General features: G+C 64.5%; 12 protein-coding genes. 7 read left to right on the plus strand and 5 right to left on the minus strand.

Annotated elements, in window-relative coordinates; genetic code table 11:
• Nucleotides 1-367 precede the first annotated feature (367 nt).
• The 3 genes from maiA to metF all read right to left on the minus strand — a co-directional run bounded on the left by maiA (nucleotide 368) and on the right by metF (nucleotide 5,976).
• A complete protein-coding gene (gene maiA, locus ACFFWD_RS44620) occupies nucleotides 368-1,027 on the minus strand; it encodes a maleylacetoacetate isomerase (protein WP_376975837.1) in 660 nt (219 codons plus the stop codon).
• A 170-nt stretch (nucleotides 1,028-1,197) separates the two neighbouring features.
• Nucleotides 1,198-5,058: a methionine synthase gene (metH, locus tag ACFFWD_RS44625; protein WP_376975839.1), complete on the minus strand. Its 3,861-nt coding sequence runs from the start codon at nucleotides 5,056-5,058 to the stop codon at nucleotides 1,198-1,200.
• 3 nt (nucleotides 5,059-5,061) lie between these two features.
• A complete protein-coding gene (gene metF / locus ACFFWD_RS44630) occupies nucleotides 5,062-5,976 on the minus strand; it encodes a methylenetetrahydrofolate reductase [NAD(P)H] (RefSeq protein ID WP_376975840.1) in 915 nt (304 codons plus the stop codon).
• 401 nt (nucleotides 5,977-6,377) lie between these two features.
• On the opposite strand from metF, the gene ACFFWD_RS44635 reads away from it, so the two are divergent.
• Nucleotides 6,378-7,397, plus strand: a complete 1,020-nt coding sequence (locus tag ACFFWD_RS44635; protein ID WP_376975842.1) for an LLM class flavin-dependent oxidoreductase — start codon at nucleotides 6,378-6,380, stop codon at nucleotides 7,395-7,397.
• A 150-nt stretch (nucleotides 7,398-7,547) separates the two neighbouring features.
• Here the strand turns inward: ACFFWD_RS44635 and ACFFWD_RS44640 are convergent, their stop codons facing one another.
• Both ACFFWD_RS44640 and ACFFWD_RS44645 read right to left on the minus strand, forming a co-directional pair.
• Nucleotides 7,548-8,408 carry a prephenate dehydratase gene (locus ACFFWD_RS44640; RefSeq protein ID WP_376975843.1) on the minus strand — a complete coding sequence of 287 codons (861 nt, stop codon included), beginning with the start codon at nucleotides 8,406-8,408 and terminating at the stop codon, nucleotides 7,548-7,550.
• A 21-nt stretch (nucleotides 8,409-8,429) separates the two neighbouring features.
• Entirely contained in the window at nucleotides 8,430-9,170 is a 741-nt protein-coding gene (locus ACFFWD_RS44645; RefSeq protein ID WP_376975844.1) for a 3-deoxy-manno-octulosonate cytidylyltransferase, read from the minus strand.
• A gap of 201 nt (nucleotides 9,171-9,371) precedes the next feature.
• Here ACFFWD_RS44645 and ACFFWD_RS44650 point away from each other — a divergent pair, with 201 nt between their 5' ends.
• The 6 genes from ACFFWD_RS44650 (at nucleotide 9,372) to ACFFWD_RS44675 (ending at nucleotide 17,862) form a co-directional block, all read left to right on the plus strand.
• Nucleotides 9,372-9,920 (plus strand): c-type cytochrome, encoded by a 549-nt coding sequence (locus ACFFWD_RS44650; RefSeq protein WP_376975845.1) that lies wholly within the window; start codon nucleotides 9,372-9,374, stop codon nucleotides 9,918-9,920.
• Between the two features lie 226 nt (nucleotides 9,921-10,146).
• Nucleotides 10,147-12,051 (plus strand): extracellular solute-binding protein, encoded by a 1,905-nt coding sequence (locus tag ACFFWD_RS44655; protein WP_376975846.1) that lies wholly within the window; start codon nucleotides 10,147-10,149, stop codon nucleotides 12,049-12,051.
• Nucleotides 12,052-12,067: 16 nt separating this feature from the next.
• On the plus strand, nucleotides 12,068-13,939 hold the full coding sequence (locus ACFFWD_RS44660) for an extracellular solute-binding protein (RefSeq protein WP_376975847.1): 1,872 nt from the start codon (nucleotides 12,068-12,070) through the stop codon (nucleotides 13,937-13,939).
• Between the two features lie 3 nt (nucleotides 13,940-13,942).
• Nucleotides 13,943-15,052, plus strand: coding sequence for a microcin C ABC transporter permease YejB (locus ACFFWD_RS44665; RefSeq protein ID WP_376975848.1), 1,110 nt, complete (start codon nucleotides 13,943-13,945; stop codon nucleotides 15,050-15,052).
• Nucleotides 15,052-16,236 carry an ABC transporter permease gene (locus tag ACFFWD_RS44670; RefSeq protein WP_376975849.1) on the plus strand — a complete coding sequence of 395 codons (1,185 nt, stop codon included), beginning with the start codon at nucleotides 15,052-15,054 and terminating at the stop codon, nucleotides 16,234-16,236. The genes ACFFWD_RS44665 and ACFFWD_RS44670 overlap by 1 nt, the downstream gene beginning before the upstream one ends.
• A 3-nt stretch (nucleotides 16,237-16,239) precedes the next feature.
• Nucleotides 16,240-17,862: an ABC transporter ATP-binding protein gene (locus ACFFWD_RS44675; protein ID WP_376975850.1), complete on the plus strand. Its 1,623-nt coding sequence runs from the start codon at nucleotides 16,240-16,242 to the stop codon at nucleotides 17,860-17,862.
• The last annotated feature ends 6 nt before the right edge of the window (nucleotides 17,863-17,868 follow it).

The following is a 17,868-nucleotide window of genomic DNA, read 5'->3' on the forward strand; positions in this document are numbered from 1 at the left end:
GATTGAAGAGGGTGGGACGAAACGCAAAGCTCGGACGGTTCACGTCGCGAGAATGCGAACGCACATCCTCATCGCTGTTTGATAGTTGAATCAGAAAGCTCCCCCGCGTCATTGCGAGCGAAGCGAAGCAATCCATCTCTCCGCTTGCCGAGAGATGGATTGCTTCGTCGCTGTCGCTCCTCGCAATGATGCGGAAAGAGCCGTACGCGCAAATCTATCCCCGTCATGCTGAGGAGCGCGGAACGCGCGTCTCGAAGCACGACGGCCCGACTGCGGCCGTACATCCTGCGAGACGCGCTATGCGCTCCTCCAGCGACAACAGCGAAGCCGTTGCGCGGGGATGACGGGGAGAGAGTTGTGTTGGGCGCTATTTCGCCCGCATTGCCTCCGGCGTGTCCAGCTGCGCCGCCGGGTGCGCCTTGGCGAATGCCGGCAGCGCCATCGCGGCCTCGTGGATGCGCTTGATCGTCGGCCAGGGCGACAGGCTGATCTGCTGGTTGATGGCGGCGGTGACATGGCCGACCAGGCAGATGTCGGCGAGGCCGGGTTGATCACCGTGGCAGAAGGTGCCGGTGGCCTTGTGGCCGGCGAGATGGCCCTCCAGCGCAACCAGCGTCTCGACCGTCCAGTGCCGCCGCCAGGCGTTCTGCTGGCTGTCGCGCAGGTCGAGTTCGCGGTCGAGATAGCGCCGCACCCGCGGCGTCAGCAGCGGATGGCCCTCGCAGGCGACGATCAGCGCAAGCCCGCGCACCCGCGCGCGGCCGAGCGGGTCCGATGGCAGGAGCGGCGGCGCGGGATGGGTCTCGTCGAGATAGTCGATGATCGCGAGCGACTGGAACAGCACCGCGCCGTCGTCGGTCACCAGCGCCGGCAACGCCATCTGCGGATTGATCTTGCGATAGGCCTCAGTGCGATGCGCGTCCGCATCGAGATCGACGAAGATCACTTCAGTCGGCAGGTTCTTCAGATTGAGCGCGATCCGTACCCGAAAGCTCGCCAGCGATCGCCAGAAGGAAAAGAGTTTCATGGAGAGGTACCCTCCGCATCTCTTCCCCTCTCCCCTTGTGGGCGAGGGTGGTCGCGATGCGCAGCATCGCGGACGGGTGAGGGGTCTGTCTCCGCGGATAGAGACCCCTCATCCGTCGCGGACTGCGTCCGCGACACCTTCTCCCACAAGGGGAGAAGGGAAGGAAGTCACTACCCCGCCCCCACCGCCTTCTTGCGCCAGGCGAGGTGCACGGCACAGGTGCAGCCGGGCGGGTGCGAGGCCAGTTCCTTGCCGGCAACATCGTTGGCCGGCGCTGCGGCGGGCGCGATCTCCTTCGCCTGGTCCTGCGCGGGGATGTAGTTCAGGATCGGCGCGAGCCAGCGCTCGACCTCGACGACCGTCATACCCTTGCGGTTGGCGTAATCCTCGACCTGGTCGCGCTCGATCTTGCCGACGCCGAAATAGAAGCTTTCGGGGTGCGAGAAATAGAGCCCGGAGACCGAGGAGCCCGGCCACATCGCATAGCTCTCGGTCAGCTTCACGCCGGCGGTGGCCTCGGCATCGAGCAGCGCGAACAGCGTTTTCTTCTCGGTGTGGTCGGGCTGCGCCGGATAGCCGGGCGCCGGGCGGATGCCGTCGTATTTCTCGAGGATCAAATCGTCGGACAAGAACGCCTCGTCCGGCGCATAGGCCCAGAACTCCTTGCGCACGCGCTGGTGCATGCGCTCGGCAAAGGCTTCCGCGAGGCGATCGGCCAGCGCCTTGCACAGGATCGAGGAGTAATCGTCATTGGCGTTCTTGAAGCGGTCGGCGACCGCATCCTCGCCGATCCCGGCGGTCACGACGAAGCCGCCGACATAGTCGGGCACGCCCGTCTCCTTCGGCGCGATGAAATCCGACAGCGCGGCGTTGAAGCGGCCCTCGCGCTTCTCGAGCTGCTGGCGCAGCGTGTGGAAGGTCGCGATCCTCTCCTTGCGCGTCTCGTCGGCGTAGACCTCGATATCGTCGCCAACAGCATTCGCCGGCCAGAAGCCGATGGTGGCGCGGGCGGTGAACCACTTCTCCTTGATGATCGTATCGAGCATTTTGCGCGCGTCGTCATAGAGCGAGCGTGCCACCTCACCGATCTTGGGATCGTCGAGGATCGCGGGGAAGCGGCCGGTCAGCTCCCAGGTTTGGAAGAACGGCGTCCAGTCGATGTATTCGGCGAGTTCGGCCAGGTCGTAAGCGTCGAAGCTCTTCAGGCCGAAGAAGGCCGGCTTCTTCGGCGGCGCCGCGGCAAAGTCGATCGCCACCTTGTTGGCGCGGGCTTGGGCGAGCTTCAGCCGCTTCTTGTCGGCCTGGGCACGGAAATGCGCCGCGGAGATTCTTGCGTATTCGGCGCGCACCTCGGCGGCATAGGCCTGCCGTTTCTCCGGCGACAACAGCGAGGAGGCGACGCCGACCGCGCGGCTGGCGTCGTTGACATGCACCACCGGCCCGCCCGGATAGTTCGGGTCGATCTTGACCGCGGTATGCACGCGGCTCGTGGTGGCGCCACCGATCAACAGCGGCAGGTTCATGCCCTGCCGTTCCAGTTCGCCGGCGAGGAAGCTCATTTCGTCGAGCGAGGGCGTGATCAGACCGGACAGGCCGATGATATCGGCGCCCTCGGCCTTCGCGGTCTCGATGATCTTGTTGGCCGGCACCATGACGCCGAGATCGATGACCTCGAAATTGTTGCACTGGAGCACGATGCCGACGATGTTCTTGCCGATGTCGTGGACGTCGCCCTTCACGGTCGCGAGCACGATCTTGCCGGCGGCGTTGCGGCCGTCGCCGGTCACGCCACTGGCGAGGTTGCGCGCCTTCTCCTCCTCCATGAACGGCATCAGATAGGCGACCGCCTGCTTCATCACCCGTGCCGACTTCACCACTTGCGGCAGGAACATCTTGCCGTCGCCGAAGAGGTCGCCGACCACGTTCATGCCGGCCATCAGCGGGCCTTCGATGACGTCGAGCGGGCGGGTGGCGTTTCGCCGGGCAGTTTCGGTGTCCTGCTCGATGAATTCGGTGATGCCGTGGACCAGCGCGTGGGACAGCCGCTTCTCGACCGGCCATTCGCGCCAGGCGAGATCCTGCTCCTTGGTCTGCTTCTCCTTGCCGCGGAATTTTTCGGCGAGCGCCAGCAGCCGCTCCGAAGCACCGGGATCGCGATTGAGGATGACGTCCTCGCACACCTGGCGCAGCTCGGGGTCGATGTCGTCATAGACGATCATCTGCCCGGCATTGACGATGCCCATGTCCATGCCGGCATGGATGGCGTGATACAGGAACACCGAGTGCATCGCCTCGCGCACCGGCTCGTTGCCGCGGAACGAGAACGACAAATTGGAGACGCCGCCCGAGATGTGCGCGCCCTTGAGGTTCTGCCGGATCCAGCGCGTCGCCTCGATGAAGTCGACGCCGTAATTGTTGTGCTCCTCGAGGCCGGTCGCGATCGCGAAGATATTCGGGTCGAAGATGATGTCCTCGGGCGGGAAGTCGAGCCGGTTGACCAGGATGTCGTAGGCCCGCTTGCAGATCTCGGTCTTGCGCTTGAACGTGTCGGCCTGGCCGGTCTCGTCGAACGCCATCACCACCACGGCCGCGCCATGGCGCTTGGCGACGGTCGCCTCATGCAAAAACTTCTCCTCGCCTTCCTTGAGCGAGATCGAGTTCACGATCGGCTTGCCCTGGATGCACTTCAGGCCGGCCTCGATGACGTGGAACTTCGAGGAGTCGACCATCACAGGGACGCGCGCGATATCGGGCTCGGCGGCGACGAGGTTGAGGAACGTCACCATGGCCTTCTCGGAATCGAGCAGGCCCTCGTCCATGTTGACGTCGATAACCTGGGCGCCGTTCTCGACCTGGTCACGCGCGACCTGCAGCGCGGCGGTGTAGTCGCCCGCAGTGATCAGCTTGCGGAAGCGGGCCGAGCCGGTGACGTTGGTGCGCTCGCCGACGTTGACGAAGGGGATCGCATCGGTGAGCGTGAACGGCTCGAGGCCGGAGAGCCGCAGCCGCGGCGCGATCTCGGGCACGATGCGCGGCTTGTGCGGCGCGACGGCGGCGGCAATCGCCGCGATATGGTCCGGCGTGGTGCCGCAGCAGCCGCCGACGATGTTGACGAGGCCGGCGGCGGCGAATTCGCCGATCAGCCGCGCCATGTAGTCCGGCGTCTCGTCATACTGGCCGAACTCGTTGGGCAGGCCGGCGTTCGGATACGCACAAACCAGCGTGTCGGCGACGCGGCCGATATCGGCGATGTGCGCGCGCAGATCTTCCGCGCCGAGCGCGCAGTTGAAGCCGATGGTCACGGGCCTGGCGTGCCGCACCGAGTGCCAGAACGCCTCCGGCAACTGGCCGGAGAGCAGGCGGCCGGACTTGTCGGTGATGGTGCCGGAGATCATCACGGGGATGTCGATGCCGCGTTCCTCGATGATCTCGGAGATCGCGTACAGCGCCGCCTTGGCGTTCAGCGTGTCGAAGATGGTTTCGACCAGCAGGAGGTCGGCGCCGCCGTCGAGCAGGCCGCGGGCCTGTTCGCCATAGGCCTTGCGCAGATCGTCGAAGGTGACCGCGCGATAGCCCGGGTTCGACACGTCCGGCGAGATCGAAGCGGTGCGGTTGGTTGGGCCGAGAGCGCCCGCCACAAAACGCTCCTTGCCGTCCTCGGCCGACACGCGCTCCGCCGCGGCACGCGCCAGCCGCGCGCCCTCTCGGTTCAGCTCATAGGCAAGGTCCGACATGTCGTAGTCGGCCTGCGCGATCGAGGTCGAGGAGAAGGTGTTGGTCGCGACGATGTCGGCGCCGGCGCGCAAATAGGCGGCGTGGATGTCCTCGATCGCGTCAGGCTGGGTCAGGATCAGGACGTCGTTGTTGCCCTTGATGTCGCGATGGAAATCCTTGAAGCGCGCGCCGCGGAACGCGGCCTCGTCGAACTGCAGGCCCTGGATCATCGTGCCCATGGCGCCGTCGAGCACCAGGATGCGCTCGCGGGCAGCAGCGAGCAGGGCGATACGCTTGGAAGAAACCGGGACTGTCATGGGTCAGGCAGCTTTCTGGGCGCCATGCGGCCGGATGCCGAGCAGATGGCTGATCGCGAACACGAGGTCCGCGCGGTTCATGGTGTAGAAGTGGAAGGTGTCGACGCCGTGCTTTGCCAATTTCTGCACCTGGCCGGCGGCGACCGTCGCGGCCACCAGCTTGCGCGTCTCGGGATCGTCGTCGAGGCCCTCGAACTTTGCGGCAAACCAATCCGGCACGGTGGTGCCGGCGCGGGTGACGAAATTGCGGGCCTGCTTGAAATTGTGCATCGGCATGATGCCCGGCACGATCGGGATCTCGATGCCGCGCGCGCGCACCCGGTCGAGGTAGCGGAAGTAGAGGTCGTTGTCGAAGAACACCTGGGTGATCGCGCGCGCCGCGCCGGCATCGACCTTGGCCTGCAGCGTGTCGATGTCGGCATCGAAGCTTCCTGCTTCCGGATGCTTCTCGGGATACGCCGAGACCGACACCTCGATGTCGGGGTGACGCGTCTTGATCCCGGCGACGAGCGCAGCCGAGCTCTGATAGCCGTCGGGATGGGTGACGTAGGGCGTGCCGATGCCGGCGGGCGGATCGCCGCGCAGCGCGACGATGTGGCGGACGCCGACCTCGTGGTAGCGGTCGACGATCTCGTCGATCTCGCCGCGCGAGGCGCCGACGCAGGTCAGATGCGCGGCCGGCAGCAGGTTGGTTTCCTTCAGAATGCGGGCGATGGTCGCGTGAGTGCGCTCGCGGGTCGAGCCGCCCGCGCCATAGGTCACCGAGACGAAGTTCGGCGCCAGCGGCGCCAGGCGGTTGATGGTCTCCCAGAGATTGCGCTCCATCTCCTCGGTCTTGGGCGGGAAGAACTCGAAGGAGATCTTGGGGGCCTTTGGCGCACGGTGCCCATTGGACACGGGAGAAATGGTCTCGGTCATGATACGCACGGGCTCCGCAACGGGTGGGCAGACGTCTGGCCTGGTTATGGAGGGCCCAAGATAGGCGAAACGAGACGGCCGAAACAGCCCATCCGATATGGGAAATTGCCCACTATGCGTCAATATGAGGACAAACAGAGCGTCCATTGGCGTCCGGAGTGGGCGAAATCAGGCATGCTGATTTTAGCCCATAATTCACTGAAATTATAGAATAATGTTTCCATCCGCCCCAGAAACGTCAGGCCTATTGTCATGTGGGCAGCGTTTAGCTGCTAACAAACTGTCTTACTCTGTCCCAATTCGCATGAAGTGTGGGGGGCGAATGCCGGCCATCCGGCGCGGGCCTGATCTGCGCGGCCGGGGCCTTTGTCGGCTCGCGCGGCGACACTAGGCTCAGCGCCATGATTCCGCTCTCCGTCCTCGACCTTTCGGTCGTCACTTCAGGCATTAAACCCGCCGCGGCGCTGCGCAACAGCATTGATCTGTCGCGCCATGTCGACGGCCTCGGCTATGTCCGCTACTGGCTGGCCGAGCACCACAACCTCGCCTCCGTCGCGAGCCCGGCGCCGGACCTGATGATCGGCCAGATCGCGGCGGTGACCCAGCACATCCGCGTCGGCTCCGGCGGCGTGATGCTGCCCAACCACGCGCCGCTCGTCGTCGCCGAGCGCTTCAAGATGTTGGAGGCGCTGTTTCCCGGCCGCATCGATCTCGGCCTCGGCCGCGCGCCCGGCACCGATGGCGCCACTGCCTACGCGCTGCGCAGCCGGCTCGATCGCCGCGAGGGCGACGATTTCCTGGAGCGGCTGCATGAGCTGACCCTGTGGGAGACGCGTGATTTCCCGCCCGGCCACCCCTACAACAACGTGGTGGCGATGCCTGATGACTCGCCGCTGCCGCCGATCTGGCTGCTCGGCTCCAGCGACTACTCGGCCGAGCTCGCCGCCCAGGTCGGGATGGGATTTGCGTTCGCGCACCATTTCGCCACCCATGACGCAATCGCGGCGATGACCAATTATCGCGCGCATTTCAAGCCGTCGGGCTGGCGCAGCACGCCGCAGGCGATCTTGGCGGTGGCGGTCGTTGCGGCTGACACGGATGCAGAGGCGGAGAAGCTCGCGCTGTCGATGGACCTGAACCGCCTGCGCCGCGACCGCGGGCAGTATCTGCCGCTGCCCAGCATCGAGGAGGCCGAGGCCTATCCCTACACCGACGCCGAGCGCGCCTCGATCGCGCGCAACCGGTCGCGGTTCTTCGTCGGCAACCCACAAACCGTGATGACGAAGCTGCAGCCCCTGATCGCGGCGACCCAGGCGGACGAGTTGATGGTGATCACCGCGGTCTACGACCACGAGGCGCGGAAGAAATCGTACAGCCTGCTCGCGGATGCGTTCGGGCTAAGCAAGAAGGTGGCGGCGTAATGATTGTCGTCCCGGCGAAAGGCCGGGACCCATACGCCGCGGCTCCAGTTGTTGAGCAAACTGGTTGTCGCCGTGCTGCCTACGAACGCCGGTGGTAATGGGTCCCGGCCTTCGCCGGGACGACACTTGGAAAGATTGCGTTCGCTCGGCCTAGTCCTGCGTCTCGCTGAAGGTCGCGCGGAACGGATGGCCGGGATAGACGCCGACGATGCGGAATTCGCGCGAGAAGAATTTCAGCTCCTCCAGCGCAAAGGCCAGCCCGCGATCGTTCGGGTGGCCGTCGACGTCGGCGTAGAATTGCGTGGCGAAGAAATTGCCATCGACCATGTAGCTTTCCAGCTTGGTCATGTTGACGCCGTTGGTCGCAAAGCCGCCCAGTGCCTTGTAGAGCGCCGCGGGCAGGTTGCGGACGCGGAAGACAAACGTCGTGACCAGCGGCCCCGAGCCCTGCTCGGCCCATTTCGCCTCGCGCGCCAGCACCACGAAGCGGGTGGTGTTGTGGGCCTCGTCCTCGACGTCCTCGGCGAGGATGTCGAGGCCGTAGATCTCGGCGGCGAGGCGGGAGGCGATCGCGGCCACGCTCTTGTCGCCGCGCTCGGAGATATCGCGCGCGCTGCCGGCGGTGTCGCCGGCGACGATCGGCGCGACGCCGAGCTTCCTGATGATGCGTCGGCATTGGCCGAGCGCGTGCACATGGCTCTCGACGCTCTTGATGTCGGAAAGCTTGGTGCCCTTGACCGCCATCAGCTGGTGGCGGACCGGCAGGAACCATTCGCCCACGATGAACAGGCCCGAGTCCGGCAGCAAATGGTGGATGTCGGCAACGCGGCCGGCGACCGAGTTCTCGATCGGGATCATGCCGAGATCGGCCTCGCCGGAGGCGATCGCGGACAGCGCATCCTCGAAAGTCGGGCAGGGCATCGGCTCGGCGTCGGGATAGGCCTCGACGATCGCGATATGGGAATTGGCGCCAGGCTCGCCCTGGAACGCGATTTTCAGCTTCTTGGTCATGCGGGGCCTTTTACCAGCGGCTCAGGCTTTTGCCAGTATCCGCCGGGCGGTTTCGAGGTCGGCCGGGGTGTCGACGCCGCGCGGGACGCTGTCGACGATGGTGATGTCGATCCGCATGCCGGCCTCCAGCGCGCGCAGCTGCTCGAGCTTTTCCTGCAGCTCCAGCGGCGAGGGCGGCAACGCCACGAAGCGCTCCAGCGCGCCGCGGCGGTAGGCGTAGAGGCCGATATGGTGGTAGCGGGGGCCGTCGCCATGGGGGGCCGTGGCGCGGGTGAAATAGAGCGCGCGGAGCCGGTTCGGCCCGATCGGCGAGCCGACCGCCTTCACGACGCTCGGGGCCTGGTCCTCCTCGGCGCTATGGATCTGCGAGGCCAGCGTGGCGATGTCGACGGCCGGGTCCGTAAGCGGCGGCAGCGCGGCACGGATGGTGTCCGGGGTGATGGTCGGAAAGTCGCCCTGCAGGTTGACCACGATCTCGACCTTTCCGTCAGGGTCGAGCGTCTGCATCGCCTCATGGATCCGGTCGGAGCCGGACGGATGGTCAGAGCGGGTCATCACCACCTCGCCGCCGGCGGCCGTCACCACGGCCGCGATCTCCGCCGTGTCGGTGGCAACGGCGACCCGGCCGATCCCGGCCTCCTCGGCCCGGCGCAGCACATGGACGATCATCGGCTGGCCGGCGATGTCCAGGAGCGGCTTGCCGGGCAGCCGCGTGGCGGCCATGCGGGCCGGAATCAGCACCAAGGTGCGAGGGTTAGTCATTGCGTCGGGGGCCCGTCCGGCCTGCGGAAATTGATTGGGGAGGGGGTGGATTTCGGCGCGTTTATACGGGTTGCCAGAGCGCGGGCAAACCGATATCTCAACCCTGCTTGGGGGCGGTGCGAAAGGCCGATTCCCAGGTCTTTCCCCGCGGCCGTATTCCCGGCCTGAAGTCGACATTCAAGGCCCGGAGCCTGATCCACGATGGACTCCTTCGAACTCAACAAGATTCTCGGTGCACTGTTCGGCACCTGCATCCTTATCCTGGTGACGGGCTTTGCCGCCGGCGCGGTGTTCTCGCCGAAGCAGCCGGAGAAACCGGGTTTCGAGATCGCGGTGAAGGAAACGACCCATGGTGGTGGCGGCGAGGCTGCCGCGGCATCGTCCGAGCCGATCGAGAAGCTCCTGCAGACCGCCTCCGTTGAGAAGGGCACCGCGGCCGCCAAGAAGTGCGCTGCCTGCCATACCTTCGAGAAGGGCGGCCCCAACCGCGTCGGTCCGAACCTCTACGGCGTCGTGAACGAGGCAAAGGGCGAGGGCCGCGGGTTCAACTTCTCGGCCGCCATGAAGGGCAAGGGCGGCAAGTGGACCTTTGACGACCTCAACAAGTTCCTCACCAACCCGAAGGGATTCGTCCCCGGCACGGCGATGGGCTTTGCCGGTGTTGCGAAGGACAGCGAGCGCGCCGACATCATCGCCTATCTGAATTCGAACTCGGATCATCCTGAGAAGATCCCGACCGCTTCGAAGTAACAATTTGTTCTGCGAACACGTATTGAACGACGGCCAGGCAATGCCTGGCCGTTTTCGCATGGGGGAACGGTCATCTGATGCGGGGTCGCAGGGGCGTTATCGGGACGTTTCGCCGCACCGGATCGGTTCCGGACCGATGATCATGAGGAAAAAGCAACGTAACTGGTCGAACCGTTGCCTTATAGTGGGTCCCATCTAGGCGGGGTCAGCAACAGGAATTCCGGATTTGGCGATTACCCGACGGCATCTTCTTCAAGGCAGTGCACTGGCCGCGGTGGCCCCGGCGCTCGGTCTCAATCTCGGCGCTGGCCCGATCACGCCGGCGCTCGCAAACGACGCCCCGAACGGGCTGAAATGGCGGCACGGTCTGTCGCTTTTCGGCACCGTCAAATACCCGGCCGACTTCAAGCGGTTTGATTACGTCAATCCGGATGCGCCCAAGGGCGGCACCGTCCGCCAGATCGCGATCGGCACTTTCGATAATTTCAACGTGGTCGTCTCCGGCGTGAAAGGCTCGATCGCAGCCGCGGTCGCGCTGATCTACGAATCCCTGACGACGCCTGCGCAAGACGAAGTCTCGACGGAGTACGGATCGCTGGCGGAGGTCGCAAGTTACCCTGACGACTTCTCGTATGTCGTCTACCGTCTTCGTGCTCAGGCCAAATGGCATGACGGCACCCCCGTCACCCCGGAAGACGTGATCTTCTCGCTCGATGCCTTCAAGAAGCATCACCCGATGTTCTCGGCCTATTACAGCCACGTGGTTCGGGCCGAGAAGATCGGCGATCGGGACGTGAAATTTGTCTTCGACATGCCGGGCAACCGAGAACTCCCGCAGATCGTGGGCCAACTGACGATCCTGCCCAAGCACTGGTGGGAGGGCACCGACAGCCAGGGTCGTAAGCGCGATATCTCCGCGACGACGCTCGAGAAGCCGCTCGGGTCGGGAGCCTATCGCATCAAGGAGTTCGTCGCAGGACGGACCGTGACGCTGGAGCGGGTCAAGGACCATTGGGCGCGCGACCTCGCGATCAATGTCGGCCGCAACAATTTCGACGAACTGCGCTACGAGTACTTCAGGGATCCGACGGTTGCGATCGAGGCGTTCAAGGGCGATCAGGTCGATTGGCGTACCGAGAACAGCGCGAAGGCTTGGGCGACCGCCTATGATTTTCCAGCCGTCACCGACAAGCGCGTGCTGCTGGAGGAGTTTCCGAACCGTAGTTCCGGCATCATGCAGGCCTTTGTGCCGAACCTGCGGCGCGCCAAATTCGCCGATCCGCGTGTCCGGCGCGCCCTGAACTACGCGTTCGACTTCGAAGAAGTGAACAAGCAGCTGTTCTTCGGCCAATACAAGCGCATCAGCAGCTACTTCGACGGCGCCGAGGAGTTGATGGCGACCGGCTTGCCACAAGGCAAGGAACTTGGCGTTCTCGAATCTGTGCGCGAGCAGGTACCGGCCGAGGTATTTACGAAGGTCTACACGAATCCGGTCGGCGGAAGTCCCGAAGCTGTGCGCGAAAACCTCCGCGAGGCGTCACGCCTGCTCAAGGACGCCGGCTACGAGGTGCGGGACCGCAAGCTGGTGGATGCCAAGACCGGCGAGCCGTTCTCGATCGAACTGCTGAGCGAGGATCCGAATTTCGAAAGGATCATGCTGGCTTTCAAGCCGTCACTTGAGCGGCTTGGGATGTCGGTCAGTGTGCGCACGATTGATCCGATCCAATATGAAAATCGCCTGCGCGCCTGGGATTTCGACATCGTTGTCGGGTCCTGGCCGGAATCCCTGTCTCCCGGCAATGAGCAGCGTGAATTTTGGGGAACGAAAGCCGCCGATGCACCGGGATCGCGCAATATCGTCGGCATCAAGAACCCCGCCATCGACAAGCTGATCGAGCGGGTGATCTTTGCGACGGACCGCGAAGATCTCGTCGCTGCAACGAAAGCGCTCGACCGCGTGTTGTTGTGGAATCACTACGTCGTCCCGCAATGGAACTATCCGAAGGTGCGGACGGCGCGCTGGGATCGCTTCGGCCGTCCGGCAGAGTTGCCCAAATACGGCCTCTCGGGTTTCCCGACGATCTGGTGGCACGACGCCGACAAGGCGGCCAAGGTCGGCAAGCGTTCATAAGGTTAAGGATTCGCGCATGGCGCTATTCACCCGTCGGCACGCACTCGGTCTCGGCATCGGTGCGTTGAGCGCTGCAGGACTTCGCGCCACGCCGGCGGCGGCCGATAACGGCACCGAGATGCACGGCATGTCGGTGTTCGGCGACCTGAAATATCCGGCAGATTTTCACCATTTCGACTACGTCAACCCGAACGCGCCGAAGGGCGGGTTGTTTTCGCTGATCCCCTCGTCGCGTGCCTATAATCAATCGTTCTTCACGTTCAATTCGCTCAACGCCTACATCCTCAAGGGCGAAGGCGCGAAGGGCATGGACATGACCTTCGTCTCGCTGATGGCGCGCTCCGGCGATGAGCCCGATGCGATGTATGGCCTGGCGGCCAAATCGGTGCTGATTTCGCCCGACAAGCTCAGCTACCGTTTCACGCTGCGGCCGAAAGCGCGGTTTCACGACGGTTCGAAGCTGACCGCGCAGGACGTCGCCTTCTCGCTCAATACGCTGAAGGAGAAGGGCCATCCCCTGATTGTCGTGCAGTTGCGCGACTTCGTGAAGGCCGAGGCACTCGATGATGCCGCCGTCGTCGTGACCTTCGCGCCAAACCGCGCGCGCGACGTGCCGCTCTTTGTTGCGGGCTTGCCGATCTTCTCCAAGGCCTATTACGCCAACCGCGCATTCGACGAGTCGACGCTCGACACTCCGCTCGGTTCGGGCCCCTACAAGGTCGGCCGCTTCGAGGCCAACCGCTTCATCGAGTTTGATCGCGTCAAGGACTGGTGGGGGGCCGACCTTCCGGTCAGCCGCGGCGCCAACAATTTCGACGTCGTGCGCTACGAATTCTATCGCGATCGCGACGTCGCCTTCGAGGGATTCACCGGCAAGAACTACCTGTTTCGCGAGGAATTCACCGCGCGCATCTGGGCCACGCGTTACGACTTTCCGGCCATCAGGGATGGCCGGGTCAAGCGCGAGACCCTGCCGGATGAAACGCCGTCGGGCGGGCAGGGCTGGTTCTTCAACACGCGTCGCGACAAGTTCAGGGATCGGCAGGTGCGCGACGCGCTTGGCTACGCGTTCGATTTCGAGTGGACCCAGAAGACGGTGATGTATGGCGCTTACGCGCGCACCGCTTCACCATTCCAGAACTCCGACATGGTCGCCAGCGGGCCGCCGTCGCCGGAGGAATTGAAGCTGCTGGAGCCGTTCCGCGGCCAGGTGCCGGACGAGGTGTTCGGCGAGCCCTTTGTGCCGCCGGTGTCCGACGGTTCGGGACAGGATCGCGCGCTGTTGCGCAAGGCCGCCCAGATGCTCAATGACGCCGGATGCGTCGTCAAGGACGGCAAGCGGCGGTTGCCGAATGGCGAGGTGTTCACGATCGAGTTTCTGCTCGACGAGCCGTCGTTCCAGCCGCACCACGCCGCTTTCATCAAGAATCTCGTCCAACTCGGCGTTGACGCCAACATCCGACTGGTCGACGCGGTGCAGCACCGTGCTCGCGTCGAGGCCTTTGATTTCGACATCGCGATCCAGCGCTTGAGCATGTCGGCGACCCCAGGTGACAGCCTGCGGCCGTACTTCTCATCTCAGGCGGCCGCTACCAAAGGGTCCTATAACCTTGCGGGCGTCTCCAGTCCTGCGATCGATGCGTTGATCGAGAAGGCGATCGCCGCCGAGACGCGCGCCGACCTGACATTCGCCTGCCGCGCGCTCGACCGCGTGTTCCGGGCCGGCCGCTACTGGGTGCCGCAATGGTACGCCAACACACATCGCGTGGCCTATTGGGATATGTTCGCGCATCCGCCGAAGCTGCCGCGTTACGCCAGCGGCGCGGGCGTGCCGGATATCTGGTGGGTCGATCCGGCCAAGTCTGCCAGTGCCCAACAGGCGAGGTAGCTGATGAGCGCCTATATCGCCCGTCGCATTTTCCTGATGCTGCCGACGCTGCTCGGCATCCTGTTCGTGTCCTTTGTGGTGGTGCAGTTCGCGCCCGGCGGACCGGTCGAGCGCGTCATCGCGCAGATCAGCGGCGCCGATACCGGCGGCACGTCGCGCGTCTCTGGCGGGGGTGGCGATTTCGGCGCGCAGCGCGGCCAGGTCGGCACCTCGGCCGATACGGTTAGCTCGAAATATCGCGGCGCGCAGGGCCTCGACCCGGAATTCATCAAGAAGCTCGAGGTGCAGTTCGGCTTTGACAAGCCGGCGCCCGAGCGTTTCGCGTTGATGGTGTGGAACTTCGCCCGCTTCGATTTCGGCAAGAGTTACTTCCGCGACATCAGCGTGATCCAGCTCGTCAAGGAGAAGCTGCCGGTCTCGATGTCGCTCGGCCTCTGGATGACGTTCCTGACCTATTTGATCTCGATCCCGCTCGGCATCCGCAAGGCGGTTCAGGACGGGTCGCGGTTCGACACCTGGACGTCAGGTGTGATCATCATCGGCTTCGCGATCCCTGGTTTCCTGTTTGCGATCCTCCTGATCATCCTGTTTGCCGGCGGCTCGTTCCTCAACATCTTCCCGCTGCGCGGGCTGACGTCGGACGGCTGGGCGCAATTCCCCTGGTACTGGAAGATCATCGACTATTTCTGGCATCTCACGCTGCCGATGGTGTCGATGGCGCTCGGCGCCTTCGCCACCATGACGTTGCTGACCAAGAACTCCTTCCTCGACGAGATCCGCAAGCAATATGTGATGACGGCGCGCGCCAAGGGCTGCAGCGAGCGGCAGGTGCTGTACGGGCACGTGTTCCGCAACGCCATGCTGATCGTGATTGCGGGCTTTCCGGCCACGTTCATCCACGCCTTCTTCTCCGGTTCGCTCCTGATCGAGACGATCTTTTCGCTCGACGGTCTCGGCCTGCTCAGCTTCGAGAGCATCCTGAACCGGGATTATCCGGTGGTGTTCGGAACGCTGTTCATCTTCTCGCTGCTCGGACTGGTGGTCAATCTGATCTCCGACCTTGCGTATATGTGGGTCGATCCGCGGATCGATTTCGAGGCGCGGGAAGTCTGATGACGATGCTAGCGCCCCAGCCGGTCGAAACCTCGACGCAATCGCCGCTCGGCGAGGTGGTGCCCGCCACGCGCCATGCCTTCGCGCCGTCGCCGCTCAACAAGCGTCGCTGGCAGAACTTCAAGGCGAACCGCCGCGGCTATTGGTCGTTCTGGATCTTCATCACGCTGTTCGTGGTGTCGCTGTTCGCCAATGTGATCGCCAACGACAAGCCGCTGGTGATCAAGTATGACGGCCATCTCTACTGGCCGGTGCTGTTTAGCTATGCCGAAACCACCTTCGGCGGCGATTTCGAGACCGCGGCCGACTATCGCGACCCTTATTTGCAGAAGCAGATCGCGGCGAAGGGCGGCAGCATGATCTGGCCGCCGATCCGCTACTCCTACGACACTCGCAATCTCGACTTGCCGACGCCCGCGCCATCGAAGCCGACCTGGATGCTGACCGAGGACCAGTGCAAGGAGGTGGTGCAGAAGAAGGGCCTGAAGGGCTGCCGCGACCTCGAATACAACTGGCTCGGCACCGACGATCAGGGCCGCGACGTCGTCGCGCGGCTGATCTACGGCTTCCGCATCTCGGTGCTGTTCGGCCTGACGCTGACCATCCTGTCCTCGATCATCGGCATCGCCGCCGGCGGCGTGCAGGGCTACTTCGGCGGCTGGATCGATCTTACCTTCCAGCGGTTTATCGAGATCTGGACCGCGATCCCCTCGCTCTACCTGCTGCTCATCATCTCGGCGGTGTTGCCGCCCGGCTTCTTCATCCTGCTCGGCATCCTCCTCTTGTTCTCATGGGTGGCGCTGGTCGGCCTGGTGCGTGCGGAGTTCCTGCGCGGGCGCAATTTCGAATACATCCAGGCGGCGCGCGCGCTCGGCGTCTCCAATGCGGTGATCATGTTCCGCCATCTGTTGCCGAACGCCATGGTCGCGACCATGACCTTCCTGCCGTTCATCGTGTCGTCTTCGGTGATGACGCTGACGGCGCTGGATTTCCTCGGCTTCGGCTTGCCGCCCGGCTCGCCGTCGCTCGGCGAACTCTTGTCGCAGGGCAAGGCCAACGTGCAGGCGCCGTGGCTCGGCTTCACCGGCTTCTTCTCGGTGGCGATCATGCTGTCGCTCCTGATCTTCATCGGCGAAGCCGCGCGCGACGCCTTCGATCCGCGCAAGACGTTCTCCAAGGGCTGACGCATGGATGCCATTAAGCCCCTGCTCGATATCAGCGACCTCTCGGTCGCGTTCGGCTCCTCGGTCGCGGTCGACCGTATCTCGTTCTCGATCAAGCGCGGCGAGTGCGTGGCCCTGGTCGGCGAATCCGGCTCGGGCAAATCGGTCAGCGCACTGTCGATCCTGAAGCTGTTGCCCTATCCCGCGGCGTCGCATCCCTCAGGCGCGATCCGCTTCCGCGGCCGCGATCTCCTGGCCGCGTCCGACCGCGAGATGCGCGAGGTCAGAGGCAACGACATCTCGATCATCTTCCAGGAGCCGATGACCTCACTCAATCCGCTCCACACCATCGAGTCGCAGATCGGCGAGATCCTGTCGCTGCACCGGGGCATCGGCGGCTCGGCCGCGCGGGCGCGGACATTGGAATTGCTGCGACAAGTCGGCATCCCCGAGCCGGAGACACGGCTGCAGAGCTATCCGCATCAATTGTCCGGCGGCCAGCGCCAGCGCGTGATGATCGCGATGGCGCTCGCCAACGAGCCGGACCTGTTGATCGCCGACGAGCCGACCACCGCGCTCGACGTCACCGTGCAGGCGCAGATCCTGGCGCTGCTTGCGGAGATCCGCACCCGCCTCGGCATGAGCCTGTTGTTCATCACCCACGACCTCGGCATCGTCCGCCGCATCGCCGACACGGTCTGCGTGATGAACAGCGGCAAGATCGTCGAGCAGGGGCCGGTCGAGCAGGTCTTCACCGCGCCGAAACACGCCTATACCCGCGCGCTGCTGGCGGCTGAGCCAAAGCCCGATCCGGCGCCGCCGCAGCCGGGCGCGCCGCTGGTGATATCGGCCGACAACCTCAAGGTCTGGTTCCCGATCAAGCGCGGCCTGTTGCGCTCGACGGTCGGCCATATCAAGGCGGTCGACGGCGTCAGCGTGACCGTGCGCAAGGGCGAGACGCTCGGCGTGGTCGGTGAATCCGGCTCCGGCAAGACGACGCTGGGACTGGCGCTGTTGCGGCTGATTTCCTCCAACGGGCCGATCGTGTTCCTCGGCAAGGACATCCAGGGCCTGCGCTTCAAGCAGATGCGGCCGTTCCGCCGCGACATGCAGATCGTGTTCCAGGACCCGTTCGGCTCGCTCAGCCCGCGCATGTCGGTCGCCGACATCATTGCCGAGGGGCTCGAGGTGCATCAGCCGCAGCTGTCGCGCGAGGAGCGCGAGGCGCGGGTGATCAAGGCGCTCAGGGATGTCGGGCTCGAACCGGACTGGCGCTTCCGCTATCCGCATGAATTCTCCGGCGGCCAGCGCCAGCGCATCTCGATCGCGCGCGCGGTGGTGCTGGAGCCGAACTTCGTCGTGCTGGACGAGCCGACGAGCGCGCTCGACATGCTGTTCCAGGCGCAGATGGTCGACCTGTTGCGCGAGCTGCAGCGCAAGCGCGACCTCACCTACGTGTTCATCTCGCACGATCTGCGCGTGGTGGCCTCGCTCGCAAGCCACCTGATCGTGATGAAATCCGGCAAGGTGGAGGAGGAGGGGCCGGCCTCCGAGCTGTTCAAGAATCCGAAGAGCGAGTACACCCGCGCCCTGTTCGCCGCCGCGTTCCGGTTGGAGATGGACGGCGAGGGGGCAGTGGCGACCTGACATCCG

Origin of the sequence: Bradyrhizobium erythrophlei (assembly GCF_042430365.1) — a bacterium.
In the GTDB taxonomy this organism is placed as follows: domain Bacteria; phylum Pseudomonadota; class Alphaproteobacteria; order Rhizobiales; family Xanthobacteraceae; genus Bradyrhizobium; species Bradyrhizobium erythrophlei.